Annotated in this window: 18 protein-coding genes and 1 riboswitch; of the genes, 14 read left to right on the top strand and 4 right to left on the bottom strand. The window is 64.0% G+C overall.

Annotation, left to right across the window (positions count from 1 at the left end):
* The first annotated feature begins 128 nt into the window (after window positions 1-128).
* The 3 genes from BJ994_RS09750 to BJ994_RS09760 all read left to right on the top strand — a co-directional run bounded on the left by BJ994_RS09750 (window position 129) and on the right by BJ994_RS09760 (window position 2,304).
* The gene (locus BJ994_RS09750; RefSeq protein WP_342450342.1) at window positions 129-728 is read left to right on the top strand and encodes a GDSL-type esterase/lipase family protein; all 600 of its coding nucleotides are present in this window, start codon (window positions 129-131) and stop codon (window positions 726-728) included.
* A gap of 101 nt (window positions 729-829) precedes the next feature.
* Window positions 830-1,681 (top strand): DUF4097 family beta strand repeat-containing protein, encoded by an 852-nt coding sequence (locus BJ994_RS09755; RefSeq protein ID WP_167993702.1) that lies wholly within the window; start codon window positions 830-832, stop codon window positions 1,679-1,681.
* The gene (locus BJ994_RS09760) at window positions 1,681-2,304 is read left to right on the top strand and encodes a helix-turn-helix transcriptional regulator (protein ID WP_167993704.1); all 624 of its coding nucleotides are present in this window, start codon (window positions 1,681-1,683) and stop codon (window positions 2,302-2,304) included. Before BJ994_RS09755 ends, BJ994_RS09760 begins: the two co-directional genes overlap by 1 nt.
* A 5-nt stretch (window positions 2,305-2,309) precedes the next feature.
* Here the strand turns inward: BJ994_RS09760 and BJ994_RS09765 are convergent, their stop codons facing one another.
* The gene (locus BJ994_RS09765; RefSeq protein ID WP_167993706.1) at window positions 2,310-3,281 is read right to left on the bottom strand and encodes a zinc-binding dehydrogenase; all 972 of its coding nucleotides are present in this window, start codon (window positions 3,279-3,281) and stop codon (window positions 2,310-2,312) included.
* A gap of 147 nt (window positions 3,282-3,428) precedes the next feature.
* Here BJ994_RS09765 and BJ994_RS18570 point away from each other — a divergent pair, with 147 nt between their 5' ends.
* Window positions 3,429-3,503 carry a 50S ribosomal protein bL37 gene (locus BJ994_RS18570; RefSeq protein WP_369299106.1) on the top strand — a complete coding sequence of 25 codons (75 nt, stop codon included), beginning with the start codon at window positions 3,429-3,431 and terminating at the stop codon, window positions 3,501-3,503.
* A 70-nt stretch (window positions 3,504-3,573) separates the two neighbouring features.
* On the opposite strand, the gene rsrA is transcribed toward BJ994_RS18570, so the two are convergent.
* Complete coding sequence (rsrA, locus tag BJ994_RS09770; RefSeq protein WP_167993708.1) at window positions 3,574-3,834, bottom strand: mycothiol system anti-sigma-R factor; 261 nt, start codon at window positions 3,832-3,834, stop codon at window positions 3,574-3,576.
* Window positions 3,831-4,571 (bottom strand): sigma-70 family RNA polymerase sigma factor, encoded by a 741-nt coding sequence (locus tag BJ994_RS09775; RefSeq protein WP_425339406.1) that lies wholly within the window; start codon window positions 4,569-4,571, stop codon window positions 3,831-3,833. Before BJ994_RS09775 ends, rsrA begins: the two co-directional genes overlap by 4 nt.
* Before the next feature lie 299 nt (window positions 4,572-4,870).
* On the opposite strand from BJ994_RS09775, the gene BJ994_RS09780 reads away from it, so the two are divergent.
* The 7 genes from BJ994_RS09780 (at window position 4,871) to BJ994_RS09810 (ending at window position 11,708) form a co-directional block, all read left to right on the top strand.
* The gene (locus BJ994_RS09780; protein WP_167993710.1) at window positions 4,871-5,452 is read left to right on the top strand and encodes a DoxX family membrane protein; all 582 of its coding nucleotides are present in this window, start codon (window positions 4,871-4,873) and stop codon (window positions 5,450-5,452) included.
* A gap of 5 nt (window positions 5,453-5,457) precedes the next feature.
* Window positions 5,458-6,789 carry a 3-phosphoshikimate 1-carboxyvinyltransferase gene (gene aroA, locus BJ994_RS09785; protein WP_167993712.1) on the top strand — a complete coding sequence of 444 codons (1,332 nt, stop codon included), beginning with the start codon at window positions 5,458-5,460 and terminating at the stop codon, window positions 6,787-6,789.
* The gene (rsgA, locus tag BJ994_RS09790; protein WP_342450343.1) at window positions 6,786-7,907 is read left to right on the top strand and encodes a ribosome small subunit-dependent GTPase A; all 1,122 of its coding nucleotides are present in this window, start codon (window positions 6,786-6,788) and stop codon (window positions 7,905-7,907) included. Before aroA ends, rsgA begins: the two co-directional genes overlap by 4 nt.
* A gap of 165 nt (window positions 7,908-8,072) precedes the next feature.
* Window positions 8,073-8,276 (top strand): cold-shock protein, encoded by a 204-nt coding sequence (locus BJ994_RS09795; protein WP_026545912.1) that lies wholly within the window; start codon window positions 8,073-8,075, stop codon window positions 8,274-8,276.
* 152 nt (window positions 8,277-8,428) lie between these two features.
* Complete coding sequence (gene hisN / locus BJ994_RS09800; RefSeq protein ID WP_167993714.1) at window positions 8,429-9,235, top strand: histidinol-phosphatase; 807 nt, start codon at window positions 8,429-8,431, stop codon at window positions 9,233-9,235.
* A 114-nt stretch (window positions 9,236-9,349) separates the two neighbouring features.
* A riboswitch (SAM riboswitch) is annotated at window positions 9,350-9,464 on the top strand.
* A 43-nt stretch (window positions 9,465-9,507) separates the two neighbouring features.
* Window positions 9,508-10,866, top strand: a complete 1,359-nt coding sequence (locus tag BJ994_RS09805) for an aminotransferase class V-fold PLP-dependent enzyme (RefSeq protein ID WP_167993716.1) — start codon at window positions 9,508-9,510, stop codon at window positions 10,864-10,866.
* Between the two features lie 77 nt (window positions 10,867-10,943).
* A complete protein-coding gene (locus tag BJ994_RS09810; protein ID WP_167993718.1) occupies window positions 10,944-11,708 on the top strand; it encodes a class I SAM-dependent methyltransferase in 765 nt (254 codons plus the stop codon).
* Here the strand turns inward: BJ994_RS09810 and BJ994_RS09815 are convergent.
* Window positions 11,705-12,796 (bottom strand): IS630 family transposase, encoded by a 1,092-nt coding sequence (locus BJ994_RS09815; protein ID WP_167993720.1) that lies wholly within the window; start codon window positions 12,794-12,796, stop codon window positions 11,705-11,707. The two genes, BJ994_RS09810 and BJ994_RS09815, sit on opposite strands and share 4 nt — an antisense overlap.
* Window positions 12,797-12,890: 94 nt before the next feature.
* On the opposite strand from BJ994_RS09815, the gene BJ994_RS09820 reads away from it, so the two are divergent.
* From BJ994_RS09820 to BJ994_RS09830, 3 genes are read left to right on the top strand one after another with little or no spacing between them, the layout of a single operon-like run.
* A complete protein-coding gene (locus tag BJ994_RS09820) occupies window positions 12,891-13,793 on the top strand; it encodes a metal ABC transporter substrate-binding protein (protein WP_167993722.1) in 903 nt (300 codons plus the stop codon).
* Window positions 13,790-14,572 (top strand): metal ABC transporter ATP-binding protein, encoded by a 783-nt coding sequence (locus BJ994_RS09825; RefSeq protein WP_167993724.1) that lies wholly within the window; start codon window positions 13,790-13,792, stop codon window positions 14,570-14,572. Before BJ994_RS09820 ends, BJ994_RS09825 begins: the two co-directional genes overlap by 4 nt.
* The gene (locus BJ994_RS09830; protein WP_167993726.1) at window positions 14,573-15,442 is read left to right on the top strand and encodes a metal ABC transporter permease; all 870 of its coding nucleotides are present in this window, start codon (window positions 14,573-14,575) and stop codon (window positions 15,440-15,442) included.
* The last annotated feature ends 2 nt before the right edge of the window (window positions 15,443-15,444 follow it).

Here is a 15,444-nt window from a genome sequence, read left to right on the forward strand (position 1 = left end):
ACGTAGATTGGGCAGGGTCTGTTGGGACCCTGCCCAATCCCGTTATACGCTGACAGGCGCCGGAGGTCTGTGCGGCCCTGTGCATGAAGAAGACGTTCGAAAAGATACGAGCAAACGCGAGGGGAAAAGTGGAACAGCGCAGAATCAGGCTGGCGGCCGTTGGAGATGAGCTGCTCGCGGGTCTGGGCGATCCCCGTGCGCTCGGTTGGCTGGGCAGGGTTCTCGCCAGGACTTCCGCAGACAACGCAACCGTCGAGGCCTTCAGCCTTGCGGCTCCTGACGAGGGAACGGAAGCACTGGCTGGCCGTTGGCTGGATGAGGCCGGAAGACGCTTTGCCGAAGGCGCCGAGAACCGTCTCGTGATCGCCCTGTCCGACCGTGACCTGGATCTGGAAATGTCCACTGCGCGCAGCCGGCTCAACCTTGCCAACATCCTCGACGGAGCAGCGCAGATGAGCATCAAGGTCCTGGTGGTCGGACCGCCGCCCGGTCTGGATGCCGAACGTAACCGTCGGCTCGCTGATCTCTCCGCGGCCTTTGCCGATGTCACGACCCGACGCAAGCACGTTTATGTTGATACGTTCACTCCGCTGCAGTCGCACGAGCAATGGCGTTCCGACCTCGCCGCAAACGGCGGCACCCCGGGTCAGGCGGGTTATGGCCTGATGGCCTGGCTCGTGCTGCATCGCGGCTGGTTCCAGTGGCTGGAGATTCCAGCGCCCGCCTGAGCCGGCGTCCTACTCCGGATACCTCTTGCGGGAATGCGAAACGCGATATATCGTGTCTTGCAAGACGCGATATATCGCGATGTATCCTACGAAGGGTAATCATGGAACAGCAACAATGGCAGATCGGCTCTCCGCAAACCCTCGAGCTCGACGATGTCCGCTCGATCAAGGCCGGGATCATCGCCGGCCGCGTGGATATCCTGGTTCATGACGAACCGGTAACCCGCATTGAGGTGTCCGAGGTGCACGGTGAGCCCATTGACCTGACGCTGAATGACGGCGTGCTGGAGCTCGTGCACACGCCTGGTTCGGCCCGCGGCGGATGGCTTGGGTTCACCGGCCAGATTGTCACTGGCAGGACAAAGGAAGCTGCCGTCATCAGTATCGCGGTTCCCGAAGGAACGGCCGTGGCACTGCGCACGGTGAGCGGCGACGGACTGGCCTGCGGCACGCGGGAGACAACACTGGACACCGTCTCCGGCTCGATCATGGCCGATGACACCACCGGTACCCTGCGGGTCAGCACCGTCAGCGGCGAAGCCATCGTCCGGCACCACAGTGGCCATCTCGTCGCCAAAACCGTCTCGGGGGAGGTGACTGCCTCCGGTTACTGCGAGAGTATCCGGACCAACAGCGTCAGCGGCGGGATCACGCTGGACCTGCTGGGTGACCCGGGTGACCTGGTGGCGAAAACCGTCTCCGGTGACCTCACGGTGCGGCTTTCAGGCGAGGTGGGCGTCGACGTATCTGCGACGTCGGTTTCGGGAAGTTTGACGGTGAACGATCAAAAGTTCACAGCCCGAGGCAACCACACGCATCGGGAAGCCGGGTCCACAGGGTCCGTCCTGACGGTGCGGGCAAGCTCCGTCTCCGGCGATATCGCAATCTTTCACCATCGTCCCGACTATCTCGCCGGCAACGGCTCCGTCGAGGTGCAGGACGGTGGGCTCTAGTGCCTGCAGTCTTTGCGCACGGTGCGTTGCGCCTCTACCTGCTGGCGCTGCTCGAGGATGGCCCGAAGCACGGATACGAGATCATCAGGGCGCTGGAGGACCGCTTTGGTGGAACCTACTCCCCCAGCGCAGGCACCATCTACCCGCGCTTGTCGAAGCTGCAGGCTGAAGGACTCGTGTCAACCGAGTCCGAGGGCCGCCGGACCACATATTCCATCACCGCGCACGGACTGGCAGAGTTGACGAAGCGCCGGGGCGACCTCGCCGACATCGAGGAAGACATCTCAGCTTCAGTACGTCGTCTGGCTGACGGCCTGCGGGAGGAAATCCGCGCCAACATGCGCGGACTGAGGGCAGACGTTGCCGCCTCGGCCGAGGCCGCGCGGCGGTCAGCGCGGCAGGCACGGCAGAGCCAGCCACCCTCCAGCGACTCCGGGAATCGTCGGGTCCTCAAGGATCTGGAACAACTCGTCAGCGAGTTCCGCGACGATGTCCGCAGCGATCTGCGACACCACGCTGCCCAGGCGCAGGGTGGGATCAACGACGCCGTCGCCGAAACTGTGCGCACGGTACTCCGCCAGGCGCAGTCGTCCATCCGCGACTCTCTGTCCCGTCTGCAGTAAGAACTTCAGCCGGCGTGGTCGAACACGATCTTCCCGAACACTTCTTCCCGGACCATCCGCTCAAAACCTGCGTGTGCTTCCGCGAGTGGAAGGACGGAATCCACCGCCGGACGCACGCCCGTTACAGCCACGAACTGTGCGAGGCGCTGCAGTTCATCCCTGGTGCCCATGGTGGACCCGAAAACCTTCAACTGGAGAAAGAAGATCCGGTTGAGATCCGCGGACGGCGCAGGCCCGCTGGTAGCTCCGCAGGTCACGACGGCGCCACCTGGTTTGAGTGCCTTGAGGGAGTGCGACCAGGTGGCTTCCCCGACCGAGTCGAACACAACATCCACGCGCTCCGGGAGGCGCGCACCGGCGTCGAACACGTCTGCCGCTCCCAGCGCGCGTGCCTGTTCCTGCTTGCGCGCACTTCGGCTGGTTGCCCACACCCGAAAACCGGCCGCGCTGCCGAGCGCGATCAGTGCAGTGGCTACGCCTCCGCCTGCCCCCTGCACCAGGATCGTGGAACCCGGTGCCGCCGGCGAGGTCGTGAAGAGCATGCGGTAGGCGGTGAGCCACGACGTCGGAAGGCAGGCGGCCTCGGAAAAGCTGAGCTCAGGCGGTTTCGGAACGAGGTTCCGGGCCGGCACCCAGACGTAATCCGCCATCGTGCCCGGATAGCGCTCCGACAGGAGCGAACGGCGGGGATCCAGAGTTTCGTCGTCCCGCCAGCCGGGCGAGGAAATCACGCCGTGCACGAGGACCTCATTGCCGTCGTCGTCGATTCCGGCCGCATCGCAGCCCAACACCATCGGCAGCTTCTCCTCCCCCAGTCCAACGCCGCGCAGCGACCAAAGGTCGTGATGATTCAGGGACGACGCCAGCACCCGCACCCGGCGGAAATCCTCCGGGACCTCCGGCTCGGGAAGCTCACCGAACTTCAGCCCGGTCAGTGGCGCTTGGGGGGAGATCGACTCGGCGTACACTGCGCGCATTGGTGCTCCTTCGCTCGGGCAATCCTGATGGGGTTCCGCTGCCATCCTATGCACCGTGCGCATCCTCATCGGCTCATCCGGCGTTTAGGTCGCGGCCGCCCGCATGTGCGAGACTTGACTGCAGTCCAGCTAGGTAAGGAGGCAGCCATGAGCAAGCGTGCACGCAAGCGCCGTGATCGCAAGCGCGGCGGCGCTAACCACGGTAAGCGCCCCAACACCTGACATCACGGTCAAGAGCAGAAAAACCCCCGTCCGAGGACGGGGGTTTTTCCATGTCTGACCTGCTTCGTGGTCAGTGGTCCACAGTCTTGACTTGGCTGATCCGGTCCAGAATGCTGGCCTTCAGCGTAGCGGGCGCAACTTCGGTGCAGGACCGCTTGACCACGGAGCGGATAAGGCACTCCAGATCGTGTTCTTGTGCGCACTCCGGGCAGTCTTCGAGGTGGTCCTTGATTTCCACCAGGTCCGCATGCGACAGGGCGCCATCGAGGTACTCGTAGAGCCGCTCGATTCGTGAGTCGTCGCAGTTGCCAAGGCTATGGCAGTCGCTCATTTTCCGCTCTCCTGGGTAGTTCCGCCCTTGCCGGCGGAAGCGCGTGCCGGAACATTCATGCCGCGCTCGTGCGCGTACTCCGATAGAAGCTCGCGCAGCAGCTTCCGGCCACGGTGCAACCGCGACATGACCGTCCCGATCGGGGTGTTCATGATGTCCGAGATTTCCTTGTACGCGAAGCCCTCCACGTCAGAGAAGTACACAGCCAGGCGGAACTCCTCCGGGATCGCCTGCAGGGCCTGCTTCACGTCGGAGTCCGGCAGGTGGTCGAGCGCCTCAACCTCTGCCGACCGCAACCCGCTTGAGGTGTGTTCGGCCGCCTTTGCCAGCTGCCAGTCCTCAATGGTGTCGGAATGGGACTGCAGGGGCTCGCGCTGCCGCTTGCGGTACAGGTTGATGTACGTGTTGGTAAGGATCCGGTACAGCCATGCTTTCAGGTTGGTTCCCGGTTTGTACTGGTGGAAGGCGGAGAATGCCTTTGTGTAGGCCTCCTGCACCAGGTCCTCGGCGTCAGCGGGATTACGGGCCATCCGCATTGCCGCCGAGTAGAGCTGATCCACGTACTGCATGGCGTCCCGCTCAAACCTCGCCGTCCTCTCGGACTCGGATTCCTTGGACACGTCCAGATGCTCATCTTCGGCTGGGCTGGGCCCGGCCGCGGCTGTGGTATTCATTGCTGCAAAGTCTACGCGTCCGCGAACCTGACGAACCGGCTTCGCGAGCGTTGGGGCACTCACGCGGAGTTGGCCGACGTTTTCCCTCGTCGATGTTGCAGTACCCAAGATGCTCCTCACCTACGTCGCCCAGCATTACCCGTCGTACACCAGCCATAACGGTGTGCCGTCACGGGATATTCCATGCGCCCGTGCCGGTTGGATCCCTGACCGGCGCCTGCTCGACACCCGGCGGGTGTCGACGCCGGATCGCCACGGCGGGCGCAAAAGTGTAAAACTAGACACATTCATCCAGGTTTGTGACTGACTTTGTTCGCATACATAGATCCGGCGCCCCTCGGTGCTGGAAGCCAGGAGGCATTGTGACCCTTGTTCGCGTACTAGCCCGCCCATTGCTTGCCAGCAGCTTCGTCCTCACGGGCGTCGACCGGCTCCGGAACACTGACTCCACCGCAGCCGCCCTCCGCCCCACGCTGGACCGGATCAACAAGATGGTGCCGTCAGCGGCCTCCGCAACGGACAATGAGAAGCGCGTTGCACAGGTACTTGGCGCAGCTCATCTCGGCGCAGCCGTGATGCTCGGGATCGGCCGTTTCTCGCGGCTCTCAGCGCTCGTGCTCGTCGGCACTTCCGCCCTTAATACAGCTGTGGAGTTCAACAACGCGGACTCATCCACGCCCCAGGCCCGCAAGATGCGCCGCAACCAGCTGATCAAGAACCTGTCGCTGATCGGCGCCGTGCTGCTGGCCGCTGTGGACACCAACGGCCGCCCGAGCTGGGCCTGGCGCGCCGAACATTTCGCAGAGGACGCCCGCCGCAATGCGCTTGTCCTCGGGCATGACACCCGAAAGACCGCTCGCTCGCTGGCGCGGGACACCGAGAAGCGTCTGAAGAAGGCAGAGAAGGCTGTGCGCAAGACTGCCTCCGACGTGGCCGGCCACTAGTCAGTATGAGCGCACCTTCCACAACCCCGTCGACGCAGTTCTGGCCGGCTCCGCATCCCGGCGGTCCGGTGAACGCAACGGTTGAAGTACCGGGTTCGAAGTCACTGACCAACCGTTACCTCATCCTCGCCGGGCTTGCCGATGGTCCGTGCAGGCTGCGCTCCCCGCTGCATTCGCGGGATTCCGCCCTGATGGTGCGTGCACTCCGTTCTCTGGGCGCGGTCATAGAGGAGATCGACGGCGAAGGGCCGTTCGGAGCTGACCTGCAGATAACTCCGATCCCCGCGGGTGCCTCGGGGGACACAACGGTTGATTGCGGGCTCGCTGGAACCGTGATGCGTTTCGTCCCACCGGTGGCCGCGCTGCGGACCGGGACCACGGCATTCGACGGCGATGAGCACGCCCGCCGCCGTCCCATGGGCGCGGTGATCAACGCGCTGCGCGGCCTTGGCGTCGAAGTGCATGATGACGACGGCGCCCTTCCCTTCGCGGTCGCCGGCTACGGCGAGGTAAAGGGCGGCAGGCTGGTCATCGACGCCAGCGCCTCATCGCAGTTCGTCTCCGCGCTGCTCCTGGTCGGGGCACGGTTCACCGAGGGACTGCACCTCGAGCACGTTGGAAAACCCGTTCCCAGCCTGGACCACATCGCGATGACCGTTCAGGTCCTGCGTGAAGTCGGCGTCGTCGTCGACGATTCCGTGCCCAACCACTGGCGGATTGAACCGGGGACCGTCAACGCCTTCGACGTCCGGATCGAGCCGGATCTGTCCAACGCCGGGCCCTTCCTGGCGGCAGCCCTTGCAACCGGCGGAACAGTAAGAATGCCGCACTGGCCGGCCACCACCACCCAGGTGGGCGAAAAGTGGCGGACCATCCTGCCCCAACTGGGTGCCGACGTCGTACTTACCGAGGATTCAACGCTCGTTGTCCGCGGTACAGGACGTATTACGGGCGCCGAACTGGCGGACACCAGTGAGCTGGCCCCGACCGTCGCGGCAATCTGTGCGCTGGCCCAAACGCCATCCGTGCTGACCGGCATCGCCCACCTCCGCGGCCACGAAACGGACCGGCTGGCTGCGCTCGTTGCGGAGATCTGCCGGCTCGGTGGTGACGCCGAAGAGACGGTGGACGGCCTGATCATTCGCCCCGCGGAACTCCACGGCGGGCCATTCCACAGCTACGAGGATCACCGCATGGCCACCGCGGGAGCAATCATCGGGCTCGCAGTACCGGGCGTGGAGGTCGAGAACATCGCCACAACCGCAAAGACCATGCCACAGTTCCCCGAGCTCTGGGAGGCACTCACCGCCACGGCTGACTCGAGCGGTACGCGGTGACACCAGCGGGGTCAAGGCGCGGGATCTCATCCTGGGATGAGTCGGACGTCCGCATCAGGCCCAACAAGAAGGGGTCGCGTCCCCGCACCAAGGACCGCCCGGCGCACGAAGACGCCGTCACAGGTCGCATTATCACTGTGGACCGCGGCCGCTACACCGCCGTCGTGGATGAGGACACGCCCACCGAGCGCACAGTGATTGCTGCCCGTGCGCGCGAGTTGCGGCGCTCCCCCGTTGTCGCAGGGGACCTCGTTGCGCTGGTGGGCGACGTGACAGGTGAGCCCGATACTCTCGCGCGGCTGGTCCGTATCCATGACCGCGCGACGCTCCTGCGGCGCAGCGCCGACGACACCGATCCCGTTGAGCGAGCCGTGGTCGCGAACGCGGACCAACTGGTGATCGTGGTGGCCGCCGCCAATCCGGAGCCGCGCACCGGGTTCATCGACCGCGCACTGGTTGCAGCGTACGACGCCGGCATCCACCCGTTGCTCTGCGTCACGAAGGCGGACCTGTTGGATCCGGCCGAGCTGCTGGCCAATTACGAGCACCTTGACCTGACGATCATCACGAGTCGAACCGCTGCAACGGACGACGCCGTGGAGTCCGTGTCCGACAGCGGCACCTCGGCGCTCCTCGCCTCCGGAGCTATCGAGCAGCTCAGGGTCCTCCTGGACGGCAAGGTGAGTGTGCTCCTTGGGCACTCGGGCGTAGGAAAGTCCACCCTGGTGAACGCCCTGACCGGTGCGAACCGGGCGACCGGCGGCGTCAACGCGGTCACGGGCCGCGGTCGGCACACGTCGTCGTCGGCGTTTGCACTGAAAGCGGCCGACGCCGCCGAGGGCACCTGGATCATTGACACGCCTGGAATACGCTCCTTCGGACTGGCACATGTGCAGCCGGACCGGATCCTCGCCGCTTTTCCCGACCTCGAGCCCGGAACCCAGGACTGCGAACGTGGCTGCCGCCACGACGAGGCAGCGGTGAACTGCGGGCTGGACGATTGGGTTGCGGCCGGACACGCGGGCGCGTCCGGGCCGGTCCGCCTTGCATCCCTCAGGCGCCTGCTCGGCGCAGGTTCGGAACCGGCAGCCGACACGAAGGAACTGGGCACACACTAAGGTGCCTGTTTTTCCTGCTAGACTGGACGCAGTTGTTGTGTTGCGCACTAATTTTTAAGCCTTGATTTCTCTCCGGAGTTCGAAAGCTTTCTTGACAGGCGAAAAGAACACCGCGACAGGAACCCCGAAGTACGGGGGGATCCTCACACTCAAGGAATAGAAAAAATGGCTACAGGTACAGTCAAGTGGTTTAACGCTGAAAAGGGCTTTGGATTCATTGCTCCTGACGACGGCGGCGCTGACGTTTTCGCACACTTCTCCGCAATCAACTCGGGCGGCTTCCGCTCACTCGAAGAGAACCAGAAGGTCAGCTTCGAGACCACCCAGGGCCCCAAGGGTCCGCAGGCTGAGAACATCTCCGTACTCTAGTCTTTAGCAGCATTTCAGAAGGGCACCGGCCATTTGGGCCGGTGCCCTTCTGTCGTAAAGGCCCTGTCTCGATATTCGTCGGCGGCGCCACATGACCACTGATGGCACTCCGCTCCCGGATGGCCGCCGTCCCACACGATAGGTTGAGAAGTATGAACCTCCAGAGCTACAACGATGACCTGCGCCTTGCCCACGTGATGGCGGACTCGGTGGATGACCAGACCATGTCCCGGTTCAAGGCCCAGGATCTGTCGGTGGAGACAAAACCGGACTTTACGCCGGTCACTGACGCCGACAAGTCTGCAGAGGAAGCGATCCGCGGGCAGCTTTCACGTGCCCGGCCGCGCGATGCAGTGCTAGGAGAGGAATTCGGAAGCAGCGGTGCCGGCGCGCGGCGCTGGATCATCGACCCCATCGACGGCACCAAGAACTTCGTGCGCGGCGTTCCGGTATGGGCAACGCTCATAGCCCTCGTCGATGAAGGCCGCCCCGTAGTGGGCGTCGTCAGTGCGCCGGCCCTTGGCAAGCGCTGGTGGGCGGCAACCGGCACGGGTGCGTTTATGGGGAAGTCGCTCGCGGCGGCCACCCGCCTCCGGGTGTCCAACGTGTCACGGCTGGAAGACGCATCCCTCTCCTACTCGAACCTTTCCGGTTGGCGGGAGCGCGGCAACCTCGATGAGTTCGTATCGCTCACCGATTCGGTCTGGCGCACACGGGCCTACGGTGACTTCTGGTCCTATTGCCTCGTCGCCGAGGGAGCAGTGGATATTGCGTGCGAACCGGAATTGAACCTGTATGACATGGCTGCACTGGTACCGATCGTCACGGAGGCTGGTGGCCGCTTCACGTCTCTGGAAGGCTCAGATGGCCCTTTCGGCGGCAATGCGCTGGCAACGAACAGCACGCTGCACAACGAGGTCCTGAAGAAACTCAACCCGGCCCTCGACGACCTTTTGTAGGCCTCCTGCGCCGAATACCGCCGATCCGCGGTATTCGGCGCAACGGATCCGCCGCCAGTAACCCTGTAACAATGCTGCAGGGCAACGCCAACCTGTCCTATGCTGAAACACATTGGTCACGAGTGCCAGCGCAAAACCCCGGTTTGCTGGCCGGCAACCCTCCTTCCGCGGTGGGGTGCCCCGGGTGACGACCAGGCCGCACCAGAAAGTGATGCGGCAAGCGCGGAACCTCCCTGAACGGCGGTTCCCTGAGACCACTGTGGGGTTACTCCATGAGCAACGCAATCCTAGACCAGACAACCTTGGTATCCGCCGATCCCCTCGCTCCGGTGCTGGGTGGGGAGCTTCCGGCTCCACTAATCGACGGCACCACCGTACGGTACGTGAATCTGGACTATGCGGCGTCGGCACCGGCACTCCAGGAGGTCAGCGACTACGTCCAGAGCGTGCTGCCGTACTACGCAAGCGTCCATCGGGGTGCGGGATACGCTTCACAGATTTCTACATCGCTGTACGAGAACGCCCGCAGGATTGTCCGGGACTTCGTGGGCGGACGCGCAGATGACGCCGTCATCTTCACGCGGAACACCACAGATTCCCTGAACCTGCTCGCCGGGTGCGTGCCGAGCGAGGGCGAAGTCCTCTACCTCGACCTGGAGCACCACGCCAACCTTCTTCCCTGGCTTCAGCGGCCGCACCGCAGCGTTACCGCGGCCGACACCGTCGATGCCACCGCCGTCGCGCTCGATCGGGAGCTCGCCGCCGGCGGGATCAACCTGCTAGCGGTGACGGGGGCTTCCAACGTTACCGGTGAGGTCCTTCCCATCGGGCGGCTCGCGGAGATTGCGCACGCTCATGGCGCGCGGATCGTCGTGGACGCGGCCCAGCTCGCTCCGCACCGGCGATTGGATGTGTCCGGGGATGAGATCGACTACGTCGCCTTCTCCGGCCACAAGCTCTACGCGCCCTACGGTGCTGGCGTGCTGGTCGGCAGGCCGGACTGGCTCGATGCGGGAACCCCGCACCTGGCCGGCGGCGGAGCGGTGAAGACGGTCAGGGTGGACTCCGTGTCGTGGGCAACCGGTCCCGCCCGTCATGAGGGCGGCTCGCCGAACGTTCTGGGGGCTGCCGCGCTCGCCCACGCAACGCAGGTGATCTCAGGGCTCAGCGAAGCGGACTGGCAGCGCCATGAGGGTGAACTCCGCACCGCGCTCATCGACGGCTTGTCGGATCTGCCGGAGGTCACCGTCCACCGCATCTTCTCGGAGGAAACCGACGCCATCGGCGTGGTCAACTTCTCCGTGAACGGTTACGACGCGGGTCTGGTTGCCGCTTACCTGTCCGCTGAACACGGGATCGGCCTCCGCGACGGCAAGTTCTGCGCCCATCCGCTGCTCAAGCGCCTCGGCCTGCCTTCGGGTTCGCTGCGGGCGAGTTTCGGGCTGGGATCGAGGCAGGACGACGTCGAACGCCTCCTGGGCGGATTGCGTGCACTGATCTCCAATGGGCTTGGCACCGATTACGTGGTCGATCAGGGACGGTGGGTCCCTGCCGTGGAGACCCGCAACTTCCCCGAGTGGGCTCCGCATACGCCCGGCACCGCCGGTGCGGCCCCGTGCTCCACGGACTAGACGCATAGCGGGCGCCAGCGCGCAGTCCGGTGCTTTAATTGTCGGGTCCCACACCCGCACGCGAGGAGCTCACCACTATGGTTCCTGGAGGTCCGCGCCTCGCCGCGCACCGCCGTCGTACACTGGCTCGTGGGTATCTGCAGGACGGCGAGCGCTACGACCGCGTCCGTCCGGGCTACCCGGATGATTGCGTCGACTGGCTTGTTCCGGCCTCAGCTGTTTGGGCGATTGACATCGGCGCTGGAACAGGCAAATTCACCCGGGAGCTTGTGCGTCGCTCCCGCGAGGTTGTGGCGGTAGACCCGTCTTCAGACATGTTGGCGGTGCTATCGCGCAGTCTGCCGGATGTGCGCACTGTGGAGGGCACCGCCGAATCCACGGGGTTGCCCGCCTCAAGTGCAGGCGTCGTGACCATCGCCCAGGCGTGGCACTGGTGCGATCCGGTGGAGACCGTTGCAGAAGCTGCCCGCATCCTCGCGCCGGAAGGCGTGCTTGCCCTGGTCTGGAACCAGCTGGACGTTTCAGTGCCGTGGGTGCACCGGCTTTCCCGCATCATGCACGCCGGTGATGTCTTCCGTCCCAGCTACCGGCCGCTGCTCGGCGCGCGCTTCACGAAGCCCGAGTCGCGGGTCTTCGCGTGGACCCAGCTGTTGTCCGCGTCCGACGTCGTTGAGCTTGCGCGCTCACGCAGTTACTACCAGAACGCTTCCGTTTCCACGCGGGCCAGGGTCGACGAGAACCTGCGCTGGTATCTCCACGAACACCTCGGCCACCCGTGGAACGCGACCCTCGAGTTGCCGTACCTGACATACGCATGGAGGGCGACGCGCTCTTCGTCCTAGTGTCCTGCGCCGGTAGTTCGTTGCATTAGTCGGGATAGGGATTCCAGGATCTCATCGGCGGTCTTGGTCCACACGTAGGGTTGCGGGTCCTCGTTCCAGGCTTTTACCCATTCCCTGAGGTCTTTTTCCAATGCCTGCACGCTGCGGTGATCACTGCGTTGGAGCAGGTTCCGGGTGACTTCGGCAAACAGCCTCTCGACCTGGTTGATCCATGACGAGTATGTCGGAGTGAAATGGATATGGAACCGGGGCTGCTTGTCGAGCCAGGTCTTGACCGTCGGGTGTTTATGCGTGCCGTAGTTGTCGCAGATGACGTGAATATCGAGATGGTCGGGGACTTCCTTGTCGATCTTGGTCAGGAACTTCCGGAACTCGATCGCCCGATGCTTCCGATGCGTCGAGGCAATCACGGTCCCATCAGCGACGTTCAGGGCCGCGAAGAGACTCGTGGTGCCGTGGCGGGCGTAGTCGTGGGTGCGTTTCTCTGGCATGCCCGGCATCATCGGAAACGCTGGCTGCGATCGGGAGAGTGCTTGGACCTGGGACTTCTCATCGACGCTGAGCACGACTGCCGACTCGGGCGGGTTGAGGTAGAGACCGACGATGTCATAGACCTTCTCCACGAATAAAGGATCGTTGGAGAGCTTGAACCCATCAGCCCGGTGTGGTTTGAGGTCGAAGGCCTTCCAGATTCGCCCGATCGTTGATTTCGACAGTCCACTGCGTTTGGCCATCTTCGCTCGTGACCAATGCGTGGCGTTCTTCGGCGTGTGTTCCAGGGTGGACACCACGACGTCTTCGACCTGGTTGGCCGTGATCGTCGCGGGCCGTCCGGGGCGAGGTTCGTCAACGAGCCCATCCAACCGGTGCTCGATGAAACGCGAACGCCATTTCGCGACCGTGGGCGAGGTGACCCCGAGCGCGGCAGCAGCATCCTTGTTCGTCTTTCCCTCACTGCAGGACAGGACAATACGCGAGCGCAAAGCCAGCGCTTGTGATGATTTGGCACGACGGGCCCACCGGGTCAGGGTCTGGCGTTCATCATCGGTCAGTGTCAGTTCGGCTTTGGGGCGACCGGTTCGTGGCATACCCCAATTCTACAACTTATACAACGAATTTCAGGCGCATGACACTAGACGGTCGTAGCTGGCGCCGGAACGCGCTTAGCGTTATGTTTTAGGCATGCCGAAATTTCGTCTTGCGGTACTCCTTATCGCGATGACACTCGTGGTCGCGTCATGCGGCGCCCCCACCGTTCAGCGGGCAGGCGGGGAGCAAGATCCTAGGCCTGTGGTCCTTACCACCTTTTCGGTGCTGGCAGATCTCACGCGCACTGTGGCGGGCAGCCACATCCGCGTCGAGTCAATTACCAAGGTGGGTACGGAAATCCATGGATACGAACCGACGCCGTCAGACCTCATCAATGCACAGGACGCAGACCTCATCCTCGACAACGGTTTTGGGCTGGAGCGTTGGTTCGAGCGGTTCGTCTTGTCTGTGGATGCACCGCATGTGGTGCTTTCCGACGGCGTCGAGCCTGTCGACATCCGGTCCGGCGATTACAGCGGGCTGCCCAACCCGCACGCCTGGATGTCGCCTAGAGCTGCCCAGATGTACGTGGACAACATCGTCCGTGCGCTCTCCGACCTTGATCCGGCGCATTCAGCAGTGTTCGAGGCGAACGGGCAAGCGCTGAAGGAGGAACTCGAGGGCCTGCTCAACCACCTTCGCACCTCTCTGGCCGGCAGCGGAGCCCTGGTGACCTGCGAGGGTGCGTTTTCGTATCTGGCGCGGGATGCCGGCCTTGTCGAAGCATTCATCTGGCCCGTCAACTCCGACAATGAGGGAACTCCGCGGCAGATCAAGGACGTCATCACCTTCGTCGAGGAACACAACGTGCCCACCGTTTTTTGCGAATCCACCGTGAACCCCTCCGCGCAGCAGCAGGTCGCCAAGGCGACCGGGGCAGAACTTGCCGGCCCCCTGTACGTCGACTCGCTCTCTGAACCGGATGGACCGGTCCCAACGTTTCTCGACCTGCTGCGCTACGACATCAACCTCATCATCGAAGGACTGACGCGATGACCACACGTACCTCCTCTCCCCCGGCTCCTGCGATCAGCGTCCGGCAACTGAGCGTCCATTACGACGGCGTGGTCGCACTCGACAACGTCGGCTTCACCCTGGAGCGCGGCCAGGTCTGTGGGCTCATCGGTGTCAACGGCTCCGGGAAATCCACGCTCTTCAAGTCGCTGATGGGGCTTGTTGCCCCGCAACGCGGCACTGTGACCCTCTTCGACCGCGCGCATGCCGCCGCAAGGAAGGAGAAGCTGGTTGCCTACGTTCCGCAGTCCGAGGACGTGGACTGGAACTTTCCCGTCTCGGTGGGCGACGTCGTCTTGATGGGACGCTATGCCCACATGGGTCCTGCCCGGCGTGCCTCCCGTGCTGACCGGTCCGCAGTGGACCACGCCCTGGACAGAGTCGGTCTGGCGGACCTGCGCCACCGCCAGATCGGAGAGTTATCCGGAGGCCAGAAAAAACGCACCTTCGTGGCGCGCGGCATCGCCCAGGACGCACAGCTCCTGTTGCTCGACGAACCCTTCGCCGGCGTGGACAAAGCCAGCGAGGCCACCCTGGTGACCCTGTTGCGGGAGTTGAAGGAAGAGGGCCGCACCGTACTGGTATCCACGCACGACCTCGCTGGTATCCCGCAGCTGTGCGACCGCGCGATCCTCCTGCACCACAGCATCCTCGCTGAGGGCATCCCAGCCGCTGTCCTGACCCATGAGAACCTTGCACGGGCGTTCGGGACTGCGGGAAGTGCCGCCGTCGTACCCGCTTCTGAGCGGCAGGGAGCGTAAATGGACCCCGTATCCTTCCTCCTGGAACCGCTTCAGTACGGCTTCCTCACGCGCGCGCTGGTTGTCACGCTGGCGGCGGCCATCGTTGCGTCGGTCCTGTCCTGTTGGCTGATCCTGATGGGGTGGTCGCTGATGGGCGACGCCGTTTCCCACGCGGTGCTGCCGGGCGTAGCCCTCGCCTACATCGTCGGAGTTCCGTTCTCGCTGGGAGCTTTCGTGTTCGGTGCAGGCGCCGTCGCGCTGATCGGTGCGGTCAAGTCCACTACCAAACTGAAGTCCGACACCGTGATCGGCGTGGTCTTCACCGCCCTGTTCGCCGTCGGGCTGGCGATCGTCTCGCGCACGCCGTCGCAAGTTGACCTCATGCATATCTTGTTCGGGAACGTGCTTGGTGTCACGGACGGCGAGCTCTGGCAGGTGGTCATCCTGGGTGCGCTGACCCTTGCGATTGTGCTGTTCAAACGCCGTGACCTCACCCTCTTCGCCTTCGACCGCACTCATGCGCACGTCATTGGTCTCAACACCCGGCTGCTCAGCGCGCTGCTGCTCGGTCTGCTGGCCCTCAGCGTGGTCGTCGGATTGCAGGCCGTCGGTATTATTCTCGTTGTGGCGATGCTCATCACTCCCGGTGCCACGGCGTTCCTCCTCACCCGGAGCTTCGACAGGATGCTACTGCTTGCCGCGACGATCACGGCCGCTGCCTCCGTGGGCGGGATCTATGCAAGCTACTACCTGGACATTTCCACTGGCGCCGCCGTGGTACTCGCCCAGGCCCTGGTCTTCGCCGTGGTCTATCTGGCGGCGCCGAGAACCGGGCTGGCTGCCCAATTCGCACGACGGCGGCGGCTCGCCACCAGTCAGGGGGCGTAGCC

It is taken from the genome of Arthrobacter pigmenti (genome assembly GCF_011927905.1).
Taxonomy (GTDB): Bacteria; Actinomycetota; Actinomycetes; order Actinomycetales; family Micrococcaceae; genus Arthrobacter_D; species Arthrobacter_D pigmenti.